The organism is Arthrobacter sp. D2-10 (assembly GCF_054161285.1).
Genome location: NZ_CP096431.1, coordinates 591,990 through 614,236, shown reverse-complemented (window position 1 = coordinate 614,236; position 22,247 = coordinate 591,990). Strand labels below are relative to the sequence as shown.

General features: G+C 64.0%; 24 protein-coding genes. 10 read left to right on the top strand and 14 right to left on the bottom strand.

Annotation, left to right across the window (positions count from 1 at the left end; all coding sequences use genetic code 11):
• Positions 1-38 precede the first annotated feature (38 nt).
• The 7 genes from M1D74_RS02960 to M1D74_RS02930 all read left to right on the top strand — a co-directional run bounded on the left by M1D74_RS02960 (position 39) and on the right by M1D74_RS02930 (position 8,989).
• Positions 39-1,064, top strand: a complete 1,026-nt coding sequence (locus M1D74_RS02960) for a LacI family DNA-binding transcriptional regulator (protein ID WP_458116412.1) — start codon at positions 39-41, stop codon at positions 1,062-1,064.
• 92 nt (positions 1,065-1,156) lie between these two features.
• On the top strand, positions 1,157-2,938 hold the full coding sequence (locus M1D74_RS02955) for a sulfatase (RefSeq protein ID WP_458116411.1): 1,782 nt from the start codon (positions 1,157-1,159) through the stop codon (positions 2,936-2,938).
• Between the two features lie 61 nt (positions 2,939-2,999).
• Positions 3,000-4,286 (top strand): ABC transporter substrate-binding protein, encoded by a 1,287-nt coding sequence (locus tag M1D74_RS02950; RefSeq protein ID WP_458116410.1) that lies wholly within the window; start codon positions 3,000-3,002, stop codon positions 4,284-4,286.
• Entirely contained in the window at positions 4,283-5,230 is a 948-nt protein-coding gene (locus M1D74_RS02945; RefSeq protein ID WP_458116409.1) for a carbohydrate ABC transporter permease, read from the top strand. The genes M1D74_RS02950 and M1D74_RS02945 overlap by 4 nt, the downstream gene beginning before the upstream one ends.
• A complete protein-coding gene (locus M1D74_RS02940) occupies positions 5,217-6,053 on the top strand; it encodes a carbohydrate ABC transporter permease (protein WP_458116408.1) in 837 nt (278 codons plus the stop codon). Before M1D74_RS02945 ends, M1D74_RS02940 begins: the two co-directional genes overlap by 14 nt.
• A gap of 6 nt (positions 6,054-6,059) precedes the next feature.
• Entirely contained in the window at positions 6,060-7,397 is a 1,338-nt protein-coding gene (locus tag M1D74_RS02935; protein ID WP_458116407.1) for a sulfatase family protein, read from the top strand.
• A gap of 1,088 nt (positions 7,398-8,485) precedes the next feature.
• A complete protein-coding gene (locus M1D74_RS02930) occupies positions 8,486-8,989 on the top strand; it encodes a GNAT family N-acetyltransferase (protein ID WP_458116406.1) in 504 nt (167 codons plus the stop codon).
• Between the two features lie 44 nt (positions 8,990-9,033).
• On the opposite strand, the gene M1D74_RS02925 is transcribed toward M1D74_RS02930, so the two are convergent.
• The 5 genes from M1D74_RS02925 to M1D74_RS02905 are packed head-to-tail and all read right to left on the bottom strand — an operon-like array spanning position 9,034 to position 11,440.
• The gene (locus M1D74_RS02925) at positions 9,034-9,969 is read right to left on the bottom strand and encodes an NAD(P)/FAD-dependent oxidoreductase (RefSeq protein WP_458116405.1); all 936 of its coding nucleotides are present in this window, start codon (positions 9,967-9,969) and stop codon (positions 9,034-9,036) included.
• Between the two features lie 36 nt (positions 9,970-10,005).
• Positions 10,006-10,230: a hypothetical protein gene (locus tag M1D74_RS02920; RefSeq protein WP_309071519.1), complete on the bottom strand. Its 225-nt coding sequence runs from the start codon at positions 10,228-10,230 to the stop codon at positions 10,006-10,008.
• Positions 10,227-10,835 carry a Rho termination factor N-terminal domain-containing protein gene (locus M1D74_RS02915; RefSeq protein WP_309071520.1) on the bottom strand — a complete coding sequence of 203 codons (609 nt, stop codon included), beginning with the start codon at positions 10,833-10,835 and terminating at the stop codon, positions 10,227-10,229. The genes M1D74_RS02920 and M1D74_RS02915 overlap by 4 nt, the downstream gene beginning before the upstream one ends.
• Positions 10,836-10,855: 20 nt before the next feature.
• Entirely contained in the window at positions 10,856-11,200 is a 345-nt protein-coding gene (locus M1D74_RS02910; protein ID WP_309071521.1) for a hypothetical protein, read from the bottom strand.
• A gap of 6 nt (positions 11,201-11,206) precedes the next feature.
• Complete coding sequence (locus M1D74_RS02905; protein WP_309071522.1) at positions 11,207-11,440, bottom strand: hypothetical protein; 234 nt, start codon at positions 11,438-11,440, stop codon at positions 11,207-11,209.
• Positions 11,441-11,604: 164 nt separating this feature from the next.
• Here M1D74_RS02905 and M1D74_RS02900 point away from each other — a divergent pair, with 164 nt between their 5' ends.
• Both M1D74_RS02900 and M1D74_RS02895 read left to right on the top strand, forming a co-directional pair.
• Positions 11,605-11,802: a YegP family protein gene (locus M1D74_RS02900; protein ID WP_309071523.1), complete on the top strand. Its 198-nt coding sequence runs from the start codon at positions 11,605-11,607 to the stop codon at positions 11,800-11,802.
• 23 nt (positions 11,803-11,825) lie between these two features.
• Positions 11,826-12,989: a glycosyltransferase family 9 protein gene (locus M1D74_RS02895; RefSeq protein ID WP_458116404.1), complete on the top strand. Its 1,164-nt coding sequence runs from the start codon at positions 11,826-11,828 to the stop codon at positions 12,987-12,989.
• Here the strand turns inward: M1D74_RS02895 and M1D74_RS02890 are convergent.
• From M1D74_RS02890 to M1D74_RS02860, 7 genes are read right to left on the bottom strand one after another with little or no spacing between them, the layout of a single operon-like run.
• Entirely contained in the window at positions 12,955-13,668 is a 714-nt protein-coding gene (locus M1D74_RS02890; protein ID WP_458116403.1) for an SDR family oxidoreductase, read from the bottom strand. The two genes, M1D74_RS02895 and M1D74_RS02890, sit on opposite strands and share 35 nt — an antisense overlap.
• A gap of 26 nt (positions 13,669-13,694) precedes the next feature.
• Entirely contained in the window at positions 13,695-15,095 is a 1,401-nt protein-coding gene (locus M1D74_RS02885; protein WP_458116402.1) for a PfkB family carbohydrate kinase, read from the bottom strand.
• Complete coding sequence (locus M1D74_RS02880) at positions 15,092-15,784, bottom strand: SIS domain-containing protein (protein ID WP_375164417.1); 693 nt, start codon at positions 15,782-15,784, stop codon at positions 15,092-15,094. The genes M1D74_RS02885 and M1D74_RS02880 overlap by 4 nt, the downstream gene beginning before the upstream one ends.
• The gene (locus tag M1D74_RS02875; RefSeq protein WP_458116401.1) at positions 15,781-17,097 is read right to left on the bottom strand and encodes a glycosyltransferase; all 1,317 of its coding nucleotides are present in this window, start codon (positions 17,095-17,097) and stop codon (positions 15,781-15,783) included. Before M1D74_RS02875 ends, M1D74_RS02880 begins: the two co-directional genes overlap by 4 nt.
• Positions 17,094-18,095, bottom strand: a complete 1,002-nt coding sequence (locus M1D74_RS02870; protein ID WP_458116400.1) for a glycosyltransferase — start codon at positions 18,093-18,095, stop codon at positions 17,094-17,096. Before M1D74_RS02870 ends, M1D74_RS02875 begins: the two co-directional genes overlap by 4 nt.
• The gene (locus M1D74_RS02865; RefSeq protein ID WP_458116399.1) at positions 18,092-19,150 is read right to left on the bottom strand and encodes a glycosyltransferase family 9 protein; all 1,059 of its coding nucleotides are present in this window, start codon (positions 19,148-19,150) and stop codon (positions 18,092-18,094) included. Before M1D74_RS02865 ends, M1D74_RS02870 begins: the two co-directional genes overlap by 4 nt.
• Positions 19,150-19,674 carry a D-glycero-alpha-D-manno-heptose-1,7-bisphosphate 7-phosphatase gene (locus M1D74_RS02860; RefSeq protein WP_458116398.1) on the bottom strand — a complete coding sequence of 175 codons (525 nt, stop codon included), beginning with the start codon at positions 19,672-19,674 and terminating at the stop codon, positions 19,150-19,152. Before M1D74_RS02860 ends, M1D74_RS02865 begins: the two co-directional genes overlap by 1 nt.
• A gap of 120 nt (positions 19,675-19,794) precedes the next feature.
• Here M1D74_RS02860 and M1D74_RS02855 point away from each other — a divergent pair, with 120 nt between their 5' ends.
• Positions 19,795-20,760 (top strand): glycosyltransferase family 9 protein, encoded by a 966-nt coding sequence (locus M1D74_RS02855; RefSeq protein WP_309071531.1) that lies wholly within the window; start codon positions 19,795-19,797, stop codon positions 20,758-20,760.
• Between the two features lie 5 nt (positions 20,761-20,765).
• On the opposite strand, the gene M1D74_RS02850 is transcribed toward M1D74_RS02855, so the two are convergent.
• Together M1D74_RS02850 and M1D74_RS02845 are read right to left on the bottom strand one after the other, a co-directional pair.
• Positions 20,766-21,560, bottom strand: a complete 795-nt coding sequence (locus tag M1D74_RS02850; RefSeq protein WP_458116397.1) for a sigma-70 family RNA polymerase sigma factor — start codon at positions 21,558-21,560, stop codon at positions 20,766-20,768.
• 147 nt (positions 21,561-21,707) lie between these two features.
• Entirely contained in the window at positions 21,708-22,157 is a 450-nt protein-coding gene (locus tag M1D74_RS02845) for an SRPBCC family protein (RefSeq protein ID WP_458116396.1), read from the bottom strand.
• Positions 22,158-22,247: the final 90 nt, after the last annotated feature.

Here is a 22,247-nt window from a genome sequence, read left to right as displayed (position 1 = left end):
CTGGAAGCGCAAGTTATTCACCTCTTGGAGGGGCAGCAATGGGACAGGTCAAGGCACCGCCGCGCATCACTCTGATGGATGTAGCGAACAAGGCAGGCTTTTCCCGTTCCACTGCCTCACTGGTCTTCCAGGAGAGTCCACTGGTCGCAGACACCACCAGGCGCAGGGTGCTTGATGCGGCGCAGGAACTCGGTTATGTCTACAACCGCGGAGCCGCCAGCTTGCGAATGCAGCGCAGCCACACCGTCGGACTGCTGATTCCCGGCCTGAGCAACCCCTTCTTCGCAGACCTGGTTGAGGCAGTCGAAGAGGAGTTCGGCCCCCTGCGGTACACAGTGCTTCTCGGGAACACCCTCGATGATCCCGTACGGCAGGACGCGCTTATCCGGACACTCCTAGAGCATCGAATCGACGGCCTGCTCGTTGTTCCTGCCATCGGTTCCACCTCTAACTTCCTGGAACCACTGGAGCGACTGGGCGTACCGCACCTCGTCTTGACGCGCCATGTCAACGGTGTGCAAGCACCGTATGTGGGGTCCAACGACCGGCTCGCCGGCAGGCTGGCAGCTGAACATCTGCTCTCCCATGGCGTCCAAGAGATCGCCTACTTCGGAGGTCCCGCGGACGTCTACACACGGGTCGACCGCCTCTCCGGCGTGTCCGAAGCGACTGAGAAGTCCGGGGCCAGACTGAACAAGCGCTGGTCCGTTCACACACCGACTTCGAGCACGGCAGGATTCGAGATAACCCAACAGTTGCTACAGGAACACAGACCCCCAGACGGCATCGTCTGCCACAGCGACGCCATAGCGTTCGGGCTGATGCGAGCGCTGAAGGATAATGGCATGGATGTTGGAAGGGATGTGCGCGTCGTCGGTTTCGACGACGTGGAACATGCCAAGAACTGGTCGCCTTCACTTACGTCGGTCTCAGTAGCATCCAAACGCATGGGGGTGGAAGCCACGCGGATGTTGGTTTCGTTGATGTCGGATAGCTCGGACGCCTCCGCACCGGACGCAATCTTCAAGCCAGAGCTACAAATCCGCGAGTCCTGCGGACACTAGATGTGACCCGTGGCACTTGACACACCTCTTCTGGAAGTTTTATGGTTTTTGCATCGATCTAATGGATCGATCCAAACCACTAAGGAGGGCCAATGAGGGCAATCGTCGTCATGTTCGACAGCCTGAACCGCAAGCTCCTCCCGATGTACGGCTCCAATGAAGTACAAGCACCTAATTTCGAGCGACTCGCCGCGCAGTCGGCAACTTTCGACAACTGCTACGCCGGCTCTATGCCCTGCATGCCCGCCCGTCGGGAACTTCATACCGGCCGCTACAACTTCCTGCACCGCAGTTGGGGTCCTCTCGAACCATTCGACGACTCAATGCCAGCCATCTTGAAAGCGAACGGCATCGCCACGCATCTGGCAACCGACCACATGCATTACTGGGAAGACGGCGGCGCCACGTATCACACTCGTTACGGCACCTTTTCTCTGATCCGGGGACAGCAGGGTGATCCATGGAAGGGCAGGGTCGCTGACCCCGCCGTCGGCGAGGACCTCCGTGTGAACCGCAGCGGCACATGGCGTCAGGATCGGATAAACCGCGAATACTTTCGTGGTCTCGGGGATCACCCGCAAACCCTTACGTTCGATGCTGGCCTTGAGTTCATTGCAGACAACAGGGATCAGCAGAACTGGTTCGTCCAGATCGAAACGTTCGATCCGCACGAGCCCTTCTTCAGTGACCCGCAGTTCTCGGATCTCTACCCCTCCAGCCCGGATGCCATCGAGTACGACTGGCCCGAATACATGCAGGTTATCGATGATGACGCAACCTCCGACCTCGTACGCAATCGGTACAAGGCCCTGGTCACGATGTGCGATGCGTCCCTGGGCCGGGTCCTGGACGCTATGGACGAGCACGAACTCTGGGACGACACGATGCTCATCGTGTGCACCGACCACGGGTTCCTCCTGGGCGAGCACGGCTGGTGGGGCAAGAGCGTTCCGCCATGGTACGACGAGACCATCCACACGCCCTTCCTGGTATGGGACCCGCGCACCGACGTTCGTGGGGAGCGCCGCCAGTCGCTGGTGCAGACGATCGATATCGCGCCTACTCTGCTTGATTTCTTTGGGATCGGTCGGCCGGATGACATGCAGGGCCACCCGCTCCAGCAGACCGTGGCGCAGGATACGCCGGTGCGGGACTACGGCCTGTTCGGAGCCTTCGGCGGCCATGTCTCAGTAACCGACGGCCACTACGTTTACATGCGCGCCTGCGTTAACTCCACCAACAGGCCGCTCCTCGAGCACACCTTGATGCCCACCCACATGCGCGGGTACTTCTCAGCAGAGGAACTCCGCGACGCTGAGCTGGTCCCCGGTTTCTCCTTCACGAAGGAGATGCCGGTCCTGCGCACCAACGGAGCCGTCGCCACTAACCCGTTCACCTTCGGGACCCAACTGTTCGATCTGCACAACGACCCCGACCAGCTCCATCCCCTCATTGATGAAGATCTCGAACTTCGAATGGCGAACGCCCTCGTGGCCGCGATGAGGGATAACGAAGCACCGGCAAGCCAGTTCGAGCGATTGGGCCTGCCAGCCGTCGGTGCTGTAGAGACGCATCATCTGCTGTGTGAGGAACAGATGCCCCAGGTACGGCGAGCAACACAACCCGCGCCCGGTCCAGAGGTGTACCCCTCAGCCGAGATCAGCGTCCACTCGCCCATCAAGGAATTACTGCTACACGATTCCGCGGCAGCTGTCCTGAAACGCCACTGCGGGGAATTCACCGCAGGGCCGTTTGCCCGGATCTGCGAGGACATGTCGGCCTACCGAGCGGCCGCCCTGATGATCGGCGTTCTGCCCTGGGACGTCCTGGACAGAATTTCGGACGAACTGCTCGCCCTAAACGTCTCGCATTGAACACGGACAATACCGAGAGAATTCACCACCTAAATCTGGATCGATCCAAAGGAGAATCGTAATGAAACGCACAACACGCCGGGCCACGGCTCTGACCGCCGCTTTCCTCACTGTCGGTATGCTCGCAGGCTGCGGAGGCAGCGGCGGAGGAGCCGACTCGGCCGAGGAAGTAACGGAATTGAACATCCCTGCCGCGGAAACACCGTGGCTGGCAAGCTACCAACAGATCGCCGCGGATTACGAAGCGGAGACCGGTGTCAAGATCAATCTCACAACGTTCCCCTTCGAAGGCCTGCTCACCCAACAGGCCAATGCCGCCCAGAGCGGATCCGGCGCGTTTGACCTGTTCCAGCTCAACGAGCAGTGGGTGGGACAGTTCTACGACAACGAGTGGGTCCAACCCCTGACAGACGTCGATCCCGACTTCCAGTGGGACGAGAACCTGATTGAATTCGACGGTGTGGGCCGGTGGGACGCCGAAGCCCGCACCACCTCGGTGGAAGGTACTCCCTATTCACTGCCGATCAACGGCAACATCCATCTCTTCATGTACCGGAACGATCTGTATGAGCAGCTCGGCCTCGAGGTCCCAACAACCTGGGACCAGGTAATCGAGAACGGCGAGACTGCCATCAATGAGGGCGCTGTCGACAATGGGTATGTGCTGCGCGGCAAGACGCCGTCCTACGATTTCAGCGCGCTGCTGTTCAGTTACGGCGGGAAGTGGTTCCAGGATGAACTTGCTGGCGACTGGACTCCGGCCCTGGACACCCCCGAGGCTGAGGAAGCTCTGACCAAGTTCAAGGAGCTCGCCGAGCTGGGACCGGACGCACCACAGACCGTCGCACAGGCCGAAGCCACCTCCCTGATGCAGGGCGGCAGCGTCCTGCAGTCCACCCTGGTTGCTGCAGTCTCCGCCCCGCTAGAAGACGAGGGTGCCTCCAGGGTTGCCGGCAATATCGGCTACGCACCCCTTCCGGGAGATACGCCGGTCAGCGGAACCTGGACACTCGGAATCCCTGCTGGCCTTGAACCTGCTCGCGCTGAGGCTGCCTATGACTTCCTGACCTGGCTCACCAGCAAGGAAGCCATGGATAAGTGGGCCGAGTACGGCGGAGTGACTACCCGCACCGACGTCGAGAGTGACCGTCCCGAACTCCAAGCCATCGTCGAATCCGCCGATTCCATCCGTGGCGGCCTGCGGTACACCTTCACCCCCCAGATGCTCGAGGTAACTGAGCCGATCATCGGCGAAGTAGTAGCCGGCACAAAGACGGTGGAAGAGGGTCTCGCCGAGATGCAGACCGGCCTCCAAAGGGTAGTTGAAGAAGCCGGGTACACGGAATGACCTCGGCCGCAGTAAGGGGCGCACGGACAACGTCCCGCGACCCTGTCAGCAAGGGGAAGAAGCCCTTCCCCTGGTTCAAGTACCTCACGGTTGCACCGCTGTTCATCTTCGCACTCGTGCTGGTGGCCTTTCCCGTCGGCCAGCTCATTTGGATGGCTTTCGGCGATGTCCGCATGCGAGCAGGATCCTTTGACTGGACCTTCGTCGGCGCAGAAAATTTCGTCCGTATGCTCTCTGATGCCTCATTCGCTAACTCGCTGCGGGTATCGGCGATCTTCATCTTCTTCACTGTCGCATTGACCCTGCTGTTGGGACTCGTCCTGGCGTTGGTGGTTGATCGACTGGTCAGAGTCCAGCAGCTTGCGCAGAACGTCATGATCTGGCCGGCCGTCGTGGCTCCCGTGGTGGTCAGCGTTGTCTGGCTCCTCCTTCTCAGCCCACAAATCGGGCTGCTGAACAAGATACTCAACAGCCTCGGCATGGAGGGACAGGCCTGGCTCGGCGAACCCGTGGGGGCGATGGTGAGCATCATCCTCGTCGATGTCTGGCACTGGACACCCATCGTGTTCCTGTTCATCTACACGGCGTTGAGAGGCCTTGACAGTTCGGTGCTTGAAGCCGCTGAGGTGGACGGCGCGACCTATTGGAAGGCATTGCGGCACATCATCCTGCCCTTACTCGTGCCTGCCATGATCGGCGCGATCGCTATCCGCATCATCATGGGCGTCAAGGCGTTCGATGAGATGTACCTGCTGACCTTCGGTGGACCCGGTGAAGCGACTTCCGTCGTGACCATCTATCTGCGGTCAGTGTTCTTCGAATCATTTCAGTACGGCTACGGGGCCGCTTTGAGTGTGACCGTCGTGCTTCTCGTAGTGGTGCTCCTCGTGCTGACCTTCGCAGCACGCTCAGTGGTAGGGAGGCTTAGTCGTGGCCGTTCGTGAAAGCAATACAAGCAAGTGGTTTACCAACGTCATCCTGTGGGGCGCGGTGCTTGCCACCGTGGTACCCATACTTTGGATGATCGTCGTCGCCTTCCAACGCCCCCGCGCCATCATCACCCCTGGCTGGAGTTTCGAATTCTCGCTTGAGAACTTCGCGTCGGTGTTCGCACCTGGGCAGATTTACGGCCAACAGGTGCTGAACAGCGTGATCATCGTGCTGGCAGCGACGACCATCATTCTTGTGGCCGGCGCGTTCGCCGCCTACAGCCTCAGCCAGCTGGGCTGGTCCTCACGGACCGTCGCCATCGTGCTGTCCGTCGCAGCGCTGCTGCAGGTTATTCCTCCGATGACGCTTGTGCCCGGCCTGTTCGCAACCCTAACGAACCTGAATCTGGTCGGCTCGTTGACGGGTCTGGTGCTGCTCAACGTGGTGTTCAATCTGCCGTTCGCAATCATCATGATCAAGTTCTACTTCGACACATTGCCGTTCGAACTGCGCGAGTCGGCGTCGATCGATGGGGCAAGCGACTTCACCACATTCTCCCGGATCATGCTGCCGTTGGCCGCACCCGGCATCGCCGCCGTCGCGATCTTCACCGCGATCCAGGTCTGGAACGAATTCCTGTTCGGCCTCGTCTTCACGACCGGTGGCGACCAATCTCCCATCACGGTCGGAATCGCCACCCTTATCCAACCGCAGGAGATCAAGTTCGGTGCCATGGCGGCCGTAGGCGTGGTCACTGCGATCCCGATCATCGTGCTGGCCATCGTCGCGAACCGTCAGATCGTTGCCGGCCTCACCGGCGGAGCTGTGAAGGGCTGAACCACCATGAAAGAGCAACCTATGCAACCATCCGGCAGCCAGCCGAACATCGTCCTCGTCCACTGTCATGACCTGGGGGACTGGCTTCCGTGCTACGGCAAGGAAACCATCCCCAGCCCCAACCTCACACGGTTCAGCGACGAGTCGCTGGTCTTCGATTCAGCCTTCGCCACGTCCCCGCTGTGCACACCGGCAAGGTCGTCGCTTTTCTCGGGCCAGATGCCGCACAACAACGGCCTGATGGGCCTGACCCATCAGGGCTGGCAGTACAACACAGGGGTGAGCACCCTGCCCGAAATGCTGGCAGAAACCGGCTACCGAACCGCGCTGATCGGTCTTCAACACGAGGACCTCGACGCGCGAGTGCTCGGCTATGAAGAGGTCCACGGTCTCGGGTTCCTCCCCCGAGCCCTGGAAGTGGCACGTTTGTCACAACGCTGGCTGTCAACCGCGCATGAGGACGCCCGTCCCTTCTTCGCCGCCGTCGGTTTCTGGGAAGTACACCGCCCCTGGCCGGTGGAAGATTACGAGGCGGTAGACCCCGCCGAGGTAGAGGTCCCCGCCTACCTCCCGGACAACGAACACACCCGCAGAGACATCGCCCAGTTCTACGGAGCCATCCGGCAGATGGACGAGGCGTTCGGCCTGGTTCTGGAGGGAATCGAACAGCTTCAGACCAAGAACGAAACCCTGGTTATCTTCACCACCGACCATGGTGTCGCATTCCCACGTGCAAAAAGCACCCTGTACGACGCCGGTGTGAAGGTTGCGTTTCTCGTCCGCCCGCCAGCCTCATGGGGCATTGAACCCGGGCACGTTTCGACCATGGTCAGCCACCTCGATGTCGCGCCGACCTTGCTGGACCTCGCAGGTGCGCCTGTCCCGGACACACTGGAAGGGATCAGCCTGCGATCGCTTCTCCTTCGAGAGCAACAGAATGGCAACGATGAACGCACGCTGGTATTCGAGAAGACGTACCATGACCGCTACGACCCGCTCCGTGGTATCCGTTCGGCTGATGCGAAGTACATCCGCAACTTCGTTGAGGCTCCGCAACTGCCGCTGCCGACCGACCTTGAGGAAAGCGAAACCCGGCGCGGCATGTCAGACGACCACTTGCGTCCGCGACCGGCCGAGGAGCTCTATCTCCTGAAAGAGGACCCCGACGAGCTGAACAATGTCGCGGATGTGCCGGACTTCGAGGGCCTGCGATCACGAATGGCGAAGGCGCTGGAGACGGCGATGCGCCAGTCCAACGATCCAATCCTCGACGGCAAAATACCGGAACCTGTTGTCCCTCATCGTGACGCTCGAGAGGCCAAGCGAGACAAAGTAGACGTCTGATCGCTAGCAACCAGAGTGCCCCGGCTCCTCCCGGTGCCGGGGCACTCCCGACTTAAACAGCACTGGGGTTGAGAGAGTACTACAGGTTCTCGACCTGTGCCTCGGCCGGGAAACTTCTTCCCCTTCACGAGCTTGTGCCCACCTCGTTTGCCCGGGGTCGGTGCCCTGATGGGATGGCAACCGAATCACGTTGGGGACGATGACCGCTCTGACGTTCGCTACAGCATGTACTAACCACCAGACACTTATCCGGGAGCATTACGAGGTGCCGGCATTCTCCAGAGAATCAAAGGCTCATCATCAATACTCGTGGCTCTTTGCCCGAAGCCTGGCCCGTAAGCCGAACGATCAACGTAAAGCCTTCCGGTCCGTCCAACGCGGGAATTGGTAATGCGTCTCGATTCAGGGACAACAAGTCTGAGGCGCTTCTTACCTCGCCGGTTGAGTATCCTCGCCCTGACGCCGCCTCTCAACGCCGGGGTTGGCGAGCTCCTTCCGGACGAAGAAAGGCATGCGACGATGTTTGGTTGCATAGCGCAATACACAGCCGATGCTGCGGTCAAGCGTCTACTAGTCATATTCGTTGTTGCATGTCTGGCTGGGGGGGGCGGAGCGCCAGATGAGCCTCTGCCGGAGCAGGAGCCGCTGTCGCCAATCGTTGAACCTGTCGACGGAGATACTGGCGAAAGTGCCCGTCAGTCCTGCGATAGCGAGCACAACTCCCTAAGTGGAGGCGCCACAACTCCAACGGCAGAATCTGATGCTGACACATCTTCCGGCAGTCCAACCGAAAGGGAATGCGGCGAGCCTCCTGAGGATCTCAGTGAGGATCAGATGAGGAGTGCAAGCCCGGCTCCTATGCCGGTCCGGCCATAATCAGCACAACAAGAAGTGCAACTTAGGTCGGCCCTGGGCTTCAACAAACCACGTAGCCGCTACACAAGCCGAACCCTCTGCGGGGCACTTCGCGGATGCGGCCCAGACAGGTGCCCAACGAATTGCTGCCCGTTCACTTCGAGGTCGCTTCACATGATCGAAACACCGGCATCTTAGGATCTCGTGCAGAAACTGAGTGAGGAAACCTGCAAATGATCTCCGTACAGACAGACAGTCCAATGCGGGCCGACGTCCAACTGCTTCTAGCCGAACATCTGAGCGACATGTACGCGACTTCGCCCGCCGACAGTGTGCACGCCCTTGATCACTCCGCGCTGGCTGCCGCGGGCATCACGCTCTACACCGCCAGAGAACATGGGCTCCTGCTCGGATGCGGTGCGCTGAAGCACCTCTCCCGCCACGAAGCAGAAATTAAGTCGATGCGTACGGCAGCGCCGGCGCGACGACGTGGTGTCGCCGATCTCCTTCTCACCCGGATCATCGCCGAAGCCGCGGCCAAGGGCTATGAGCGCGTGTCGCTGGAAACGGGAACGGAGGACTACTTCGCCGCCGCACGACGCCTATATCAACGACATCGCTTCGAGGAGTGCGCACCCTTCGGTACCTACGTGCCAGACCCGCACAGCACGTTCATGAGCTTGACTCTGAGCCCCTCAAACCTTAATTTCTTTGCGGGGTCACGGAAGGACACCTGAAGGTCAGGTTGACGCAGACGTGCCGCCTCCCGGCGAGCGGCTTCCTAATCTCCCGCGCTCCCTGCCGGCACCTTCCGTGCCTCGTCAACGTCGTCATCGATCAGTTCCGCGTTGACCGCCACTGCCAGGCGGTACGCATCCCCGGCGGCAACGATCACCTGGGCCGCCGGATCCGCTGCATTTCCCACCGCCCACACTCCCTCGACACTGGTGCGTCCGAACTCATCCGTGCTGACACAGCCGTTCTCCAACGTCTGGCAGTCCGGCGCCTTCACGATCGAGGTATCGACCGTTGCTCCCGGTTCATAGAACAGGGCATCGCACGGATATAGCTCTCCACTTTCCAACCGGACGCCGGTCAGGGATTCTGGACCGGCAACCAGCGCCTGCACACGCCCGTCAACGACGCGCACCCCACGGGACCCCAGCGATGCTTGCGCTTCGACATCAACAGAGCTCATCTCGTGTGTGAAGAGCGTGACATCGCTGGAGAACTGCCGAAGCAGGAGGGCTTGCTGGACCGAGCACTCGCCTGTCCCCAGCACGGCAAGCGTCTGGTCCTGGTGCTCCCATCCATGGCAGTACGGACACTGGAACAACCCTCTGCCCCACCGTGCTTCTGCCCCCTCTACATCGGGCAGGACGTCCCGCAAGCCCGTTGCTAGAATCACCTGCCTGGCGGTGAGAGTACGTCCGTCCTCCAGACAGACCCGGCGATCCGGATGAACTTCCTCTGCGGTGGCACTAATAATTTCTACGCCGTAACTCTGGACTTCTTCGCGTGCCAGCTCCAGGAACTTCGCCGGCGGGATTCCGTCACGCGTGAGGTACCCGTGGATGTGGCCCGCACGAATGTTGCGCGGTTCCCCGGCGTCGACGACGGCGACGCGCCGCCGTGCCCGCCCCAGAAGGAGGGCGGCACTCAGGCCGGCTGCGCCGCCGCCGATGACGACGACGTCGTAATGGTCTTCCAGCTTCATGTGCCGTGCCCTCCCATGCCAAGCCGGTCGCAGGACCTACGTGGAGACGTCATTCTCAATGTCTTCGGCAAGATCGTCGACCTTCTCCGGGCGCAGGTGCACTCCGGCTTCGTCGAGTCGCTCCTCGAGGACGTGCGTGACATCATCCTCCACATGGCCGAGCCGTATTTCGGACCGAACGTCCTCGGCAATTTCCTCGACCAGTTCCTCCTGAGCCTCAGGGTCTATGCTCAGCGGTTCCTGGTTGGCGTCGGCGGTCATGCGTCCTCCCTCCCCGGATTCTCGAGCCGGAAGAACGTCGACTGGTTCCCGTCGCTCCGGTTCTCCTGGTAGATGAAGTTCAGCTGGCGCTCGTCAAACGTCTTGAACCACTCTTCCCAGCTGACATGGCGAAGGTTGTCGTCATCTCCGCCGAAGTCGAACCGGAGAACACCAAGGTGGTCACCGTGTTCGGTGCCGTCGACAGTCGCGGGTACCCCTCCGCGTTCCTCTGCCCACTCCTTGATCACCTCGTGATGGGTGGTGACGAGGCTTCGCCCCTCCCGCTCGGGCTCTTCGTCGGGCGAAGTCACTTCCTGGGAGTACTTCAACGATTTCGACGACTCAGGCCCGCGGCGTATCTTCCCACCGTCAGGCCCTGCGCCGAGGTCACCGTCAGAATCGGCATCGGAGTCAGCACCGCCGGAGCCGTCGCCGCTGCGTGCCTCCACGATGGCCTCGACAAGCTCCTCTTTCTTCAACCCAGAGACAGCATCGACGCCAGCGGCCTTTGCTTCCTCACGCAATTCATCGACCTTCATCTCCCGGAGGTCACTTTCGTTGACGTCCGGTGTGTTGGGGGTCTGATTTCCCGGTTGTTGTGCCATGGCAGGATCTCCCTTCTTGTTCAGCGGGGCTGGGCCGGGTTGGTGGGATCACCCTGCGATGGCGGGTTCACGGGTGGACCTGACGTTGCCGGACTTACCGGTGATCCGCCCTGGCTCTGGGATTTCTCCGGTGTCGCTGGATTGGTGGATCCGCTGGGTTCGGCACCATTGCGTAGCGCCTCCAGCCTCTGCTCGAGAACCTGCACAACAGGGAGCCGGTCGCCGTGCGCCCGTTCATAGGCCAAAAGCTGTCCCACTCCGGTTTCATCAAGGCCGTTGATGCGGGTTGGCAAGGTTCCCAGCGGAAGGTGGTCATAGTCCGCTAGGGGAAGGTCGTCGTGTCGTGGTGATTCATTTTGTGCCATGAGATATCACTCCGATGGTTCGGTCGCTACGTCGGTTGGTCCTTCTTCTCCGCTCGTGTCGTCCTCGAGCTCGTCTTCACCTCGGGAGTTGTCCTCCAGATCGGTGTCGATGCCGTTGTTGTCGTCGAACTGTTCAACTTCATCAGGTGACTCTCCGCCACCTGGATCGTCACACCCGGTCAGCAGCACGGCGCTGATGCCCGCAGCAGCTGCCATTGCCCACAATTTGTGCTTCGCCATGATCAGTCCCTTTCTGCTCACATCTTCGGGCGGTTCCACCCTTACCAATAAACAGTATGCTTACTATCTTCGTCTTGTCGACGATTAGGGCACGCGATTTTATAAGCACGCTGATAATCTACGATGAGTACAAATCCAGACAACCGTGACGAAGGAGTCCTGACATGGCGGGCAAATTCGAGCTCTATTTCGACGACGACAAGCGCTACCGCTTCCGGTTGACCGGCGACGACGGCGCCACCCTGATGACCAGCGAGTCGTACGATGACAAGCCCACCGCCGTCTCCGGAATCAACGGCATCCGCGACTGCGCCTCCACTGCGCTGATCAAGGACCTGACCGACGGCGAAGACACCGAATAACTACGAGCGAGCCCGAGGTGACGATGTCCAACAGCCCGGCAGCCAACCTGCAGTCCGCCGCGATGGGAACGGGCATTGGCCCGGTCCTGGACAGGTTCCAGGACGTCGAGCGCATTGCGGTCCTCCGCGGTGGCGGTCTCGGCGATCTGCTCTTCGCCTACCCGGCGCTGAGCGCACTAGCAGCGGCGTATCCCGACGCGTCCATCACCCTGCTGGGACTCCCGTTGCACGCCGAACTCCTCCGCCACCGGCCCGGGCCGGTGGCGGAGGTGGAAGTGCTGCCGTTCGCCTCCGGAGTGCGCCCGGGCCCGGAGGACGGAACGGCGACGGCAAACTTCTTCGCTGACATGCGGTCCCGGCACTTTGATCTTGCAGTGCAGATCCACGGCGGCGGGCGCAATTCCAACCCCTTCCTCCTCAAACTCGGGGCGAGACACACTGTCGGCACGAGGACCCCGGATGCAGTGGCGTTGGAACGCACCCTTCCCTACATCTACTACCAGAATGAATTCCTGCGTTCGCTTGAGGTGGTGGGCCTTGCCGGCGCTGCACCGGTGTCGCTCGAACCCCGGTTGATCGTCACCCCGGAGGAGACGGCGGCCGGGCTTCACCTCACCGGCGCGGGAACACGCCCTCTCCTGGTGATCCATCCCGGCGCAACGGATCCCCGCAGGCGCTGGCCGGCGTCGTCGTTCGCTGTGGTCGCGGCGCGGGCGGCACGGGACGGCAGCGACGTGGTGCTGGTCGGGGACGACGGCGACGCACCGCTGGCCGCGGAAATCGTCCGGATGGCGCAGGCGGAAGCAGCATCAGAGGGGGCGCGCATTCGCTCTCTCGCCGGCCGGCTGTCGCTCAGCGAGCTGACGGGAGTGCTGTCGGTGGCGACCGTCGTCGTCGGTAATGACAGCGGACCCCGCCACCTGGCGCAGGCGGTCGGCACCCCCACAGTGGGTATCTACTGGGTGGGCAACGTCATCAACGCGGGTGCCCTGGGCCGCATGCTGCACCGCGTGCACCTGGCGTGGACCACTCAGTGTGTCGAATGTGGCGTGGACGTAACGCAGGTGGGCTGGACCGCTGAACGGTGCGAGCACGATGACTCATTCGTTCAGCAGATCCAGCCCGATGCGGTCTACGACGACGTCCGGGACCTTACGGCCACGACCCCTCTTCTTCGTGGCAGATAAGCATCTGCCGGATCTCACATCCGCGAGGTTGTGACAGCGCGAAAAGGATTGCGTCAGCCACTCGCCTTGGGTCATTGAGCCGCGAGTTGTCCTGGGGCTTGTACTTCTCGTCCCGGTCATCGAAGAACTTCGTCTCCATGCCGCCGGGAATCATGGTGGTCACGCCCACTTCGCCGGCCATCTCGGCTGCCAGCGCATGACTGAAGCCCACGACGCCGAACTTGGAGGCGCAGTACGCGGTGGCGTCGGCGACTGCCCGGATGCCCAAGGTGGAGGCGATGGTAATCACCCGGCCATGGCTCGTCTTCAGATACGGCAGCGCGGCGCGCACGGTGGAAACGGTGCCGGTGAGGTTGACGGCCAGAACCTTCTCCCACTCAGCTGCCGCTACGTCTTCGAGCCGGCCGCAGCGGTCGATGCCGGCCGCAGTCACGACGGCGTCGAGCCCGCCCAGCGTTTCGGCCGCCTGTTGTACGGCTTGGGTCACGGCGTCCCGGTCCGCGACGTCGACTTCCAGGGCTTTCACGCCCGACGCCCCGCTGATGTCCCGGTCGAGCACCACAGGGGTGCCGCCGGCGTCGAGCACGCGGGCCACGACCGCTGCCCCCAGTCCGGAGGCGCCGCCTGTGACCAGTACGCGGCCGGGGTTGAAGGTGCTGTTGTCAGTAGAAACAGACATGTGATCCTCTCGGTGTCTCTTGCTGGTTACCCGACCTCGGCGAGCGCCGCGGCCAGGGAGGTGGTTGAACGGGCTGGGATGTAGGGGACGGTCACGGTCTGCCCGCCCCACGATCGCAGGAGTGCGGACTCTGGAAGCTCGGTTGCGGAGTAGTCGCCGCCCTTGACCCAGATGTCGGGACGCAGGGCAGCCAGGGCCTCCTCGGGTGTGTCCTCTCCAAAGACGAATACGGCATCGACGCACTCGAGCGCGGAGAGGAGTTCCGCGCGGTCGTCCTCGCCCATGATCGGGCGCTGCGGGCCCTTGAGCCTGCGGACCGACTCATCCGAGTTGAGGCAGACGATCAGGCAGTCTCCGAGCCTTCGCGCCGCGGACAGGGTTCGGGCGTGGCCGGCGTGCAGCAGATCGAAGCATCCGCCGGTGGCCACGACGGTGCCGCCCGCCTCGCGGGTTTCACGGGCAACCCGGAGCGCGTCGACCGCCGGTCCGTGCAGTTGTGTCGGTTCAGGGTCCTCCCCGAGCGCTGACACACCGCCCCGGCCGAGGAACTCCGCCGCCCGCTGGACCGCGGTCTCGACAGCCTCGCCGAGCGTCGTCCCGCCGCCGAGTGCAAGCGCGAGGGCGGAGCAGAACCTGTCACCGGCTCCACACGGATCATTGGCGCCAATCGCGGGCGCCGGCACCAGATGCGGCAGTTCCGCGCTTGTTCCCTGATGGTGGATCAGCGCGCCCCGCTCCCCCAGCGTCACGACGACGGCCTTGCTCTTCCACGTCCGTTCCAGCGCTGCTGCAGCGTCAGCAGCAGCGCGAATGACGTCGGAGGCGCTCCCCTGCGTTGTACCCGATGCCTTCAGTGCTTCACTGAAGTTCGGGGTAACGGCGGCAACTCCGGGCACCGGTTCCGGCCCCGACGGATGCGGGTCCCAAACAACCGGGACACGTCCCGCGACCCGCTCCAGCACTTCCCGCAGCTGTTCGTTCGCTGCAAGCCCGCGCCCGTAGTCGGAAACCAGTACGACGTCGGCCCCTTCCACTGCCTGCAGCATTTCCTCGGTGACGGACGGCACCGGTGCGGCGCCGCAGCCTTCATCGAAACGCACGACGGCGTGGTTCCCCGCGCGCACCCGCGTCTTCACCGGGGTAGGTGCACCGGACGGGCCAGTGACGAGCCGGATGCCGGCGAGTTCCGCGCGGAGGGCGGAGGCGGCGTCGTCGTCGGAGAGCACCGTGACGAGCTCGAGACTGACACCGGACCTGTTGTCCTGCGCATCCTGCTGGAGCATCCGCGCGGTCAGGCCGGCGCCGCCGGCACGCCGCCTGACGGCAGCCACATCCACCACGGGCACCGGAGCGTCCGGGCTCAACCGGCCGGCTTCTCCGGACAAATCCACATCGAGGAGGACATCTCCCACCACGACGATCCTCATGATCCCGCCTCCATAGTCCGGCAGCGCGCCACTTCTGCATCGAACGCCCTGCAGATGGCGTGCAGCGCGATGAGGTGCCCCTCCTGCGCATTGGCCGACCGGGCATCCACGGCCACATGGTCATCGCAGGCCGCGGTCAACGGGTTGGGGCCAGGGCCGGTGAGCGCCCAGCTCGTGATTCCGATCTTCCGGGCCGCTTCAGCCGCGCGCAGGAGGTTGGGGCTCTTGCCGCTCGTGCTGAGGAGCAGCAGTACGTCTCCCTCGCGGCCGTGGCCCTGCACCTGGCGGGCGAAGACGTTGTCGTAGCCGTAGTCATTCGCGATTGCTGTCACCGAGGAGGACTCAGCGTGCAGGGAGATGGCGGAGAACGCCTCTCTCTCGCCGTCGAACCTGCCCACCAGCTCCGCCGTCAGGTGTTGGGCTTCGGCCGCTGACCCCCCGTTGCCTGCGGCGAGCAGGCGCTGGCCGGCCATGAGGCGTCCGGCGAGGTCGACCCCCCAGTCTGCAAGATGGGCGGCAGAGGCCATCAGGGATTCGACCGCCGGCAGCACGTGCTGAAGATGACCCATGACGGCGTCGTAAGCACCGGATCCGGGAGCGCTGAGCGGCGCCGGCTCAGGATGCGGCGGAACGGCGATCAGCGGTTGCCTCCGCCCGGGCCGGACAGTGGCTAGATATTCGGCGCTCATCGGGCGCTCCTTCCAGTGCTCTGCAGATGTGAGTTGGAGGCAAGGGATGACGCCGGCGCCAACCGCGATGTCCTGCGTCGGGTCGGCGTCCGCCCACTGGCCTGGTTGAGCGTCAGCTGGTACGCCTTCTCGGTGTCGGCGGCGATGCGGTCCCAGGAATAGCGCGCATGCACCCTGGCCAGCCCTGCGCTGCCGAGTTCCTTCGCTGCCTCGGGATTCTCGATGACCTGGCGGATGGCTTCGGCGAGCGCCTCGACATCGCGCGGGGGTACGTGCAGCCCGGTCTGGCCGTCCACGACCGTGTCGATCAGCCCGCCCACGGCGGCAGCGATGACCGGGACTCCGCAGGCCATCGCCTCGAGCGGGACTATCCCGAACGGTTCATACCAGGGTGCGCACACCACGGCGTCGGCGCTGCGCAGCAGCTCGGGCATCCGCTCACGGGGCACCTGCCCCTCAAGCACCACGCGGTCCGCGACGCCCAGATCCGTGGCAAGATTCATCAGGCGCCGGGCTTCCGGATCTTCTTCGAGGCGCTTGGCGTCTCCGCTGCCGCCCGCGATCACCAGTTCGACGTCGTCAATTCCGTTGTCTGCCAACCTCCGCAGTGCACGGATCACCAGGTCGACGCCCTTACGCGGCACCAGGCGCCCCACGGTCATGATCCGGTGTGCGCGGCGTCGGGGAGCAGCCGGCCCCTCGGCCCCGAACAGTGTCAGATCCACTCCGCAGGGCGCCACCGACACCCGTGTGCCCTCCACGCCCATGGCCTTCAGCTCAAACACCTCGTCGGAGCAGGTTGCGATCACTCGGTCCGCTTGCCGGCCCACAGAGGGTTCCAGCCAGGCGCGTTCCAGCGGACTCGTGTCCTCTTTGCCCTGGTGCCGACGCTTGACTGTTCCCAGCGCGTGGAAGGTCTGCACCACGGGGACGGCGTAACCGGCGTCGTCCCTCCGGGCGGCGTCGAGTGCCGCGATCCCGGACATCCAGAAGTGCCCGTGCACCAGGTCCGGCGGGCAGGAACCCCAGTCAGCAGCGATGCCGTCGGCGAGCTGGCCCATGAACGGCAGGAGGTCATCCTTGGGGATGGTGGTCGGCGGACCGGCGTCGACGTGAACCACTTCGACTCCTGGCGCAGCCTGGACCCGTTCGGGAAGGTCCGTGCTGTCCCTGCGGGTGTAGACCGTGATGCTGTGCCCGCGCCGTGCGAGCGCCAGTGACAGCGCAGCGACGTGCACATTCTGGCCCCCGGCGTCCACCCCGCCGAGCGCAGCGAGTGGACTCGCGTGCTCGGACACCATGGAAATCCTCATTGTGGTCTCCTTTCCGAAACTGCCAGGACGCGCGAACGCTCAGTGGTGTCCCCCAGGATTTCGTCCCACGCTTCCAGGAACGCCTGCAGGCCATAACGCTCCAGCGCCACCTGCCGCGCCACCTGGCCACGTGACTGCGCCTCCGCCGGATCCTCGATGAGCAGGCGTACTGCGGCGCGCAGTTCATCGGTGTTGGTCGAAATGGCACCTGCTTCCGGCGGCACCGCGCGGGCCGCCTCGGTCGTCGCCAGGGCGACCACCGGCATTCCGAGGTGCATCGATTCCAGCAGCGCAAGGCCAAGTGACGTCCAGCGCAGCGGGTGGACATAGACCCGGCGGCGGGCGAGTTCCGCGTGGAGCTTCGGGGTCGGCAGGTCACCGCAGACCGTCAGCTGCTCCGCACCCAGACCGAGTGCGTTCGGCAGCTCGGCGGTTCCCATGCCGAAGACATCGAGATGAGCTTCCCGGCTGAACAGCGGAAGCAGGTCGGTGCCGGTGACCCGTCCGCGCCGCACCGGCTCATTCACGACGACGGCGGCATGCGGCAGCTCCCCGGTGTAGAGCGGACCGGGGTCCACGATGCCGTGCTCGACCACGGCCGTGGGCGCCATGCCGTTGTCCCAGAAGAGCCGGTTGAAGTGGGTGACGTGGACGATCGGGATCTCGCTCTGCCCGGCGAGGGGATGCAGCGTCGTCGGGATGTCGCCCTTGGGGGTGTTGTGTTCGAGGAAGACTGCGGGAATATCGCGCCCGGGGCGGCGTCCCAGCAGACGCTCAACCTCCTCCAGTTCCTCCAGCCGCTGCAGGACGACGATGTCGGGATTCTCCTCGCGCAGCTGCGCCGGCGGCACCTCGCGCACCGAAGCCGGCCAGTCCCGGCCGGCACGGCCGAGGCCCCACGGACCCCCTTCAGGCGTGGTGGGCAGCAGGTACTCGTGCGCACCATGGACAAACGCATCGGTCCATCCGCCGTGCACGTGCCAGAGCAGTATCCTCATGCGTTCCTCGTTTCTCTTCTGCTGGCCAGGGACGGGATTCCGGAGATCAGCCGCAGCACAGCGGCGTAGGCATCTTCCGGGCTGACATCTGCGAGACAGGGGTGACCGGCCACCGGACAGTCACGGGCCCGGGTGAGCTTGCAGGGCGCGTTCTGATCCCCGAGCAACTCAACCGGCACGCGGTATGGTGCCCACCGGACGGCCGGCACCACCGGTGAGAACAGACTGACGACGGGCGTGCCCACCGCAGCAGCGAGGTGCGCCGGACCGGTATTGCCGACGACGACGACGTCCGCCCCCGCCAGCACCCCGGCCATCGTGCGCAGATCGGTCTGGCCGCCGAGGTCGATGCCGTCAGGGCCGGCGACCGTGGCTGTCAGTTCCGGCTCGCCGTTTCCGCCGGTCACCACCACGCGGTAGCCGGCACCGGTCAGCAGTTCCGCGAGCGCGGCGTGATGCAAAGCCGGCCAGGCGCGGGCGGGGACAGCTGCGCCCGGGTGCAGGACGATGTAGGGACCTTCGCCCACCAGGTGCGTCACGTCGGGGATGCCGTGCACGCGAAGCCGTCCGTCGTCGTCGTCCGGCAGGCAGTAACCTCCGGCGGCGGCAATCTGCAGTGCGCGCTCCGGCTCCGGCTGATCCTCCGGGAAGTCCTCACCGGGTTTGAGCCGTACGTCGAGGAGACTCCCGGCGTAGTCCACCGATGCACCGGTGATGCGCCCGACGCCGGCCAGCCGCAGTACCAGCGCCAAGGGCAGCGGGGACTGGTGGAAGGAAGTGAGGATCACGGCTTCCGTGATACCGGCGTCCGCCACGGCATCCCGCAGGGTATCCAGGTGCCCAGCGGTCACCTCGGGTGCCGGCGACGCGATCCACGGAGAGTTCCAGACGATGACCTCCGACACCCCGGGAAGCAGTTCCGCCCCCGGTGCCCCTTGCGGACCGCACAACATGACGACGCCGGCAGGATCGCTTGCGGCGACGGCCCGGACCGCGGGACCGCACAGGAGAACGTCACCGACGCTGTCCAGGCGCGCCACCAGGACCCGGCCCATCAGGCGGCGCCCCGCAGCAACGCGACTGCTTCTGCGAGCGTGTCTGCCTTCAGCGGCGCGGCATCGATCTCCACCTGGCGGGTGACCGGGGTGGGAACAAGTACGCCCATCGCCCCTGCAGCGGCGGCGGCCTCGACGTCCGCTCCGATGTCCCCGATGAAGGCGACCTCGGAGGGATGCAGCCCCAGCTTCTCGCAGGCGCGCAGAATCATGCCCGGCGCCGGTTTCCGGCAGGTGCAGCCGTCGTCGGGCCCGTGGGGGCAGATCTCCCACACGTCGAAGGGACCCAGCACGGCGTCAACGCGCTGGTTCACTGCTGCAACCTGATGCTCGGTGATCAGTCCGCGCGCGATCCCGGACTGGTTGGTGAGCACACCCAGCGGCACTCCGTCCGCCCGCAGGGTGTTCAGCGTTTCGAGAGCACCGGGCATGGCGACCACGCGGTCCGGGTCGCCGTTGTACGGCACATCGACCACAATGGTGCCGTCCCGATCGAGGAGAACAGCTTTCGGCTCGCTTCTCATACAGGCACTGTTCCCTGAGAAGTGGGAACCTAAACACTTCTCCGCGGAGAAGTTCTTCTCAGGCCCGTTGGAGGTGGACGGCCGCACCGCGCCGGCGGTCCTTTCTGGCAGGATACTTTCATGCTGCCTGACACTGCCGTGGAAGCCCTTGAGCCTGACGGACGCCCTGAAGTACTGGCATTGCGTGCCCTCAAGCTCGGAGATCTCCTGGTCGCGGTCCCAGCTCTGAGGGGCCTACGCCGCGCCTTCCCTGAACACCGCATCCTGTACGCAGCGCAGTCCTGGCTCGAACCGATCGTGCAGCTGACCGGCGCGGTGGACGACTTGCTGCCCACTCACGGGCTCGATGTACCGCTTGCCCTTCGTCCGGGCAGGGTGGACGTTGCCGTGAACCTGCACGGCAACGGGCCCGAGAGCCGCGGGCGGCTTGAAGCTTTGGATGCCTCCCGGCGGATTGGGCACCATGCGCCGGGCTGGTCCGGCCCGGAGTGGGAAGACGGAGTCCACGAGAGGTACCGCTGGGCGCACCTCGTCCAATCCCACGGCATCGACGCCGATCCGTTGGACTACCACCTGCTGCCGCCGCCGGTTCAAAGCCCCGCGCCCGGCGCCGTCGTTATTCACGTGGGCGCCGCCTACGGAAGCAGGCTCTGGCCGGTCAAGCGGTTCGCCGAAGTCGCCCGGGCGCTTTCCGACGCCGGCCAGCAGGTGCTGCTTACCGGCAGCACCGGCGAGCGGCCCCGAGCGGAAGCAGTTGCCCAGGCCGCCGGGCTCGATGAGACCCATGTCGTGGCGGGACACCTTGGGTTGCTGGAGTTCGCGGCCCTGATCTCTTCGGCGTCGCTGGTCATCTCGGCTGATACCGGCGCCGCCCATCTGGCCTCGGCATACTCCCGGCCGTCAGTGGTGCTGTTCGGGCCGGCCCCCGTGGCGGAATGGGGGCCGCCGCCCGGACCGCATCTTGTGCTGACGGACGAATCGGTACGCCGTGGCGAAACCTTCGCCAGTGAACCGGACCCAGCGATTCTCGCAGTAACGCCCGAGGATGTGCTGCGCGCGGCTGCGGAACTGGGTATCTCGCGCTGACACCTTCAGGCGATGCGCGCTGCCGCACCCGTTGCTGCCAGCCCGATTGGTTCGGCGCCCAGTAAGCGTTTCTGGAGTTTCACGAGTGTCCGCGCGAGGAGCCGCGAAACCTGCATCTGGGTCATGCCGAGCCGTCGGGCGATGCGGTCCTGGGTCTCCTCGTGGAAGTAGCGCCGATACAGCAGTTCCCGCTCGCGTTCTGACAGCTCACGCACTGCGGCGCGCAGGGCGAGCACTTCATCGCTCCGGGCGTACTGGTCGTCGCCGGCTGTCAGGACCTCGGCCCAACCCGGGCCCTCCGTCGTTGTATCGAGCGATTCGGGCCGCTGGCTTCCGCCGCAGTTCAAAGCTTCCGCGACCGTTGCCGAATCCTTCTGGAGGTGTTCGGAGAGCTCGTCGAGGGAGGGCTCCCGACCGAGTCGCTGAGCCAGTTCGGAACCCGCCTTGACGGCCGCCGACTTCAGGTCCTGGAGCTCGCGCGGCGGCCGTATCATCCAACAGCAGTCCCGCAGGTAGCGCTTCACTTCGCCTCGAATGGTGGGGACGGCGTACGCGGCGAACTCGATGCCAAGCTCCGGGTCGAAGCGGCGCGCGGCCTTCATCAGTCCTACGTATGCGACCTGGCGGACATCCGCGGCGTCGTTGGAGAAGGGGGAATAGCCCCGTGCTATCCCCTCGGCTATGTGGAGGTGCTCCAGGGCGATGCTCTCCTGCATGGCGGCCTTCAGACTGCCGGACGGCCGCTTGGCTGAGGGGCTGATGCGGGGCTCGGCCTCCCGCGCGGGCGCGACTTCTTGCATACTTTCACCTCGAGTCGGAGACATGGGGCGGTTCTTCTACAGAAGAACATAAGCATGCTGAGCAAAGCAACGCGTTTACTAAATCGTTATCTTAAAAATCTTCTAATCGTTTCTCGACTGCGGTATTGACTACTTCTCCTCGACCAACTAAGGACGGTGCTGGTCAATCACGTACTTCTCCAAGTTCTTCAGAGTCCGTTCCATCGCCGCCGGATGCTTCCTCGTGAAACCCAGCAGCTTCAGGATCGGCTTGCCGAAGACTGCCCGCGCGTCCCATTCCTCTGCGACCAACGTGCCGCCGTCGTGCTCTTTCAGGGTGTAACGCCACACATGGCGCGAAAAGTGCCGCCACGCGATGCGCTTGCCCTCCTCGAATTCCACGACGGTGTTCAGGATTTTGTAGGGCGCACCGATCTTCATATCCATCCCGAAGCGCGCACCGGCGGAAAGGCGCTGAGGCCCGTTGGGCTGCTCACCCGAGACGGTTCCGGAACCGTCGATCACACTATGCAGGGCCGGGGTGGCCAGGACCTCGAAGACGGCGGCGGCAGGGGCAGGGATGAATCGCTCCCGGCGGATCAGGTAAGGGGTGGCCATAGGTTCATTCTCCATCGAGTGGGCGCCCACAACCGCACTTCCCCCAAAGGGTGGTCATGAGCGCCCACTCGATGCGGCAAACGCCGTGGA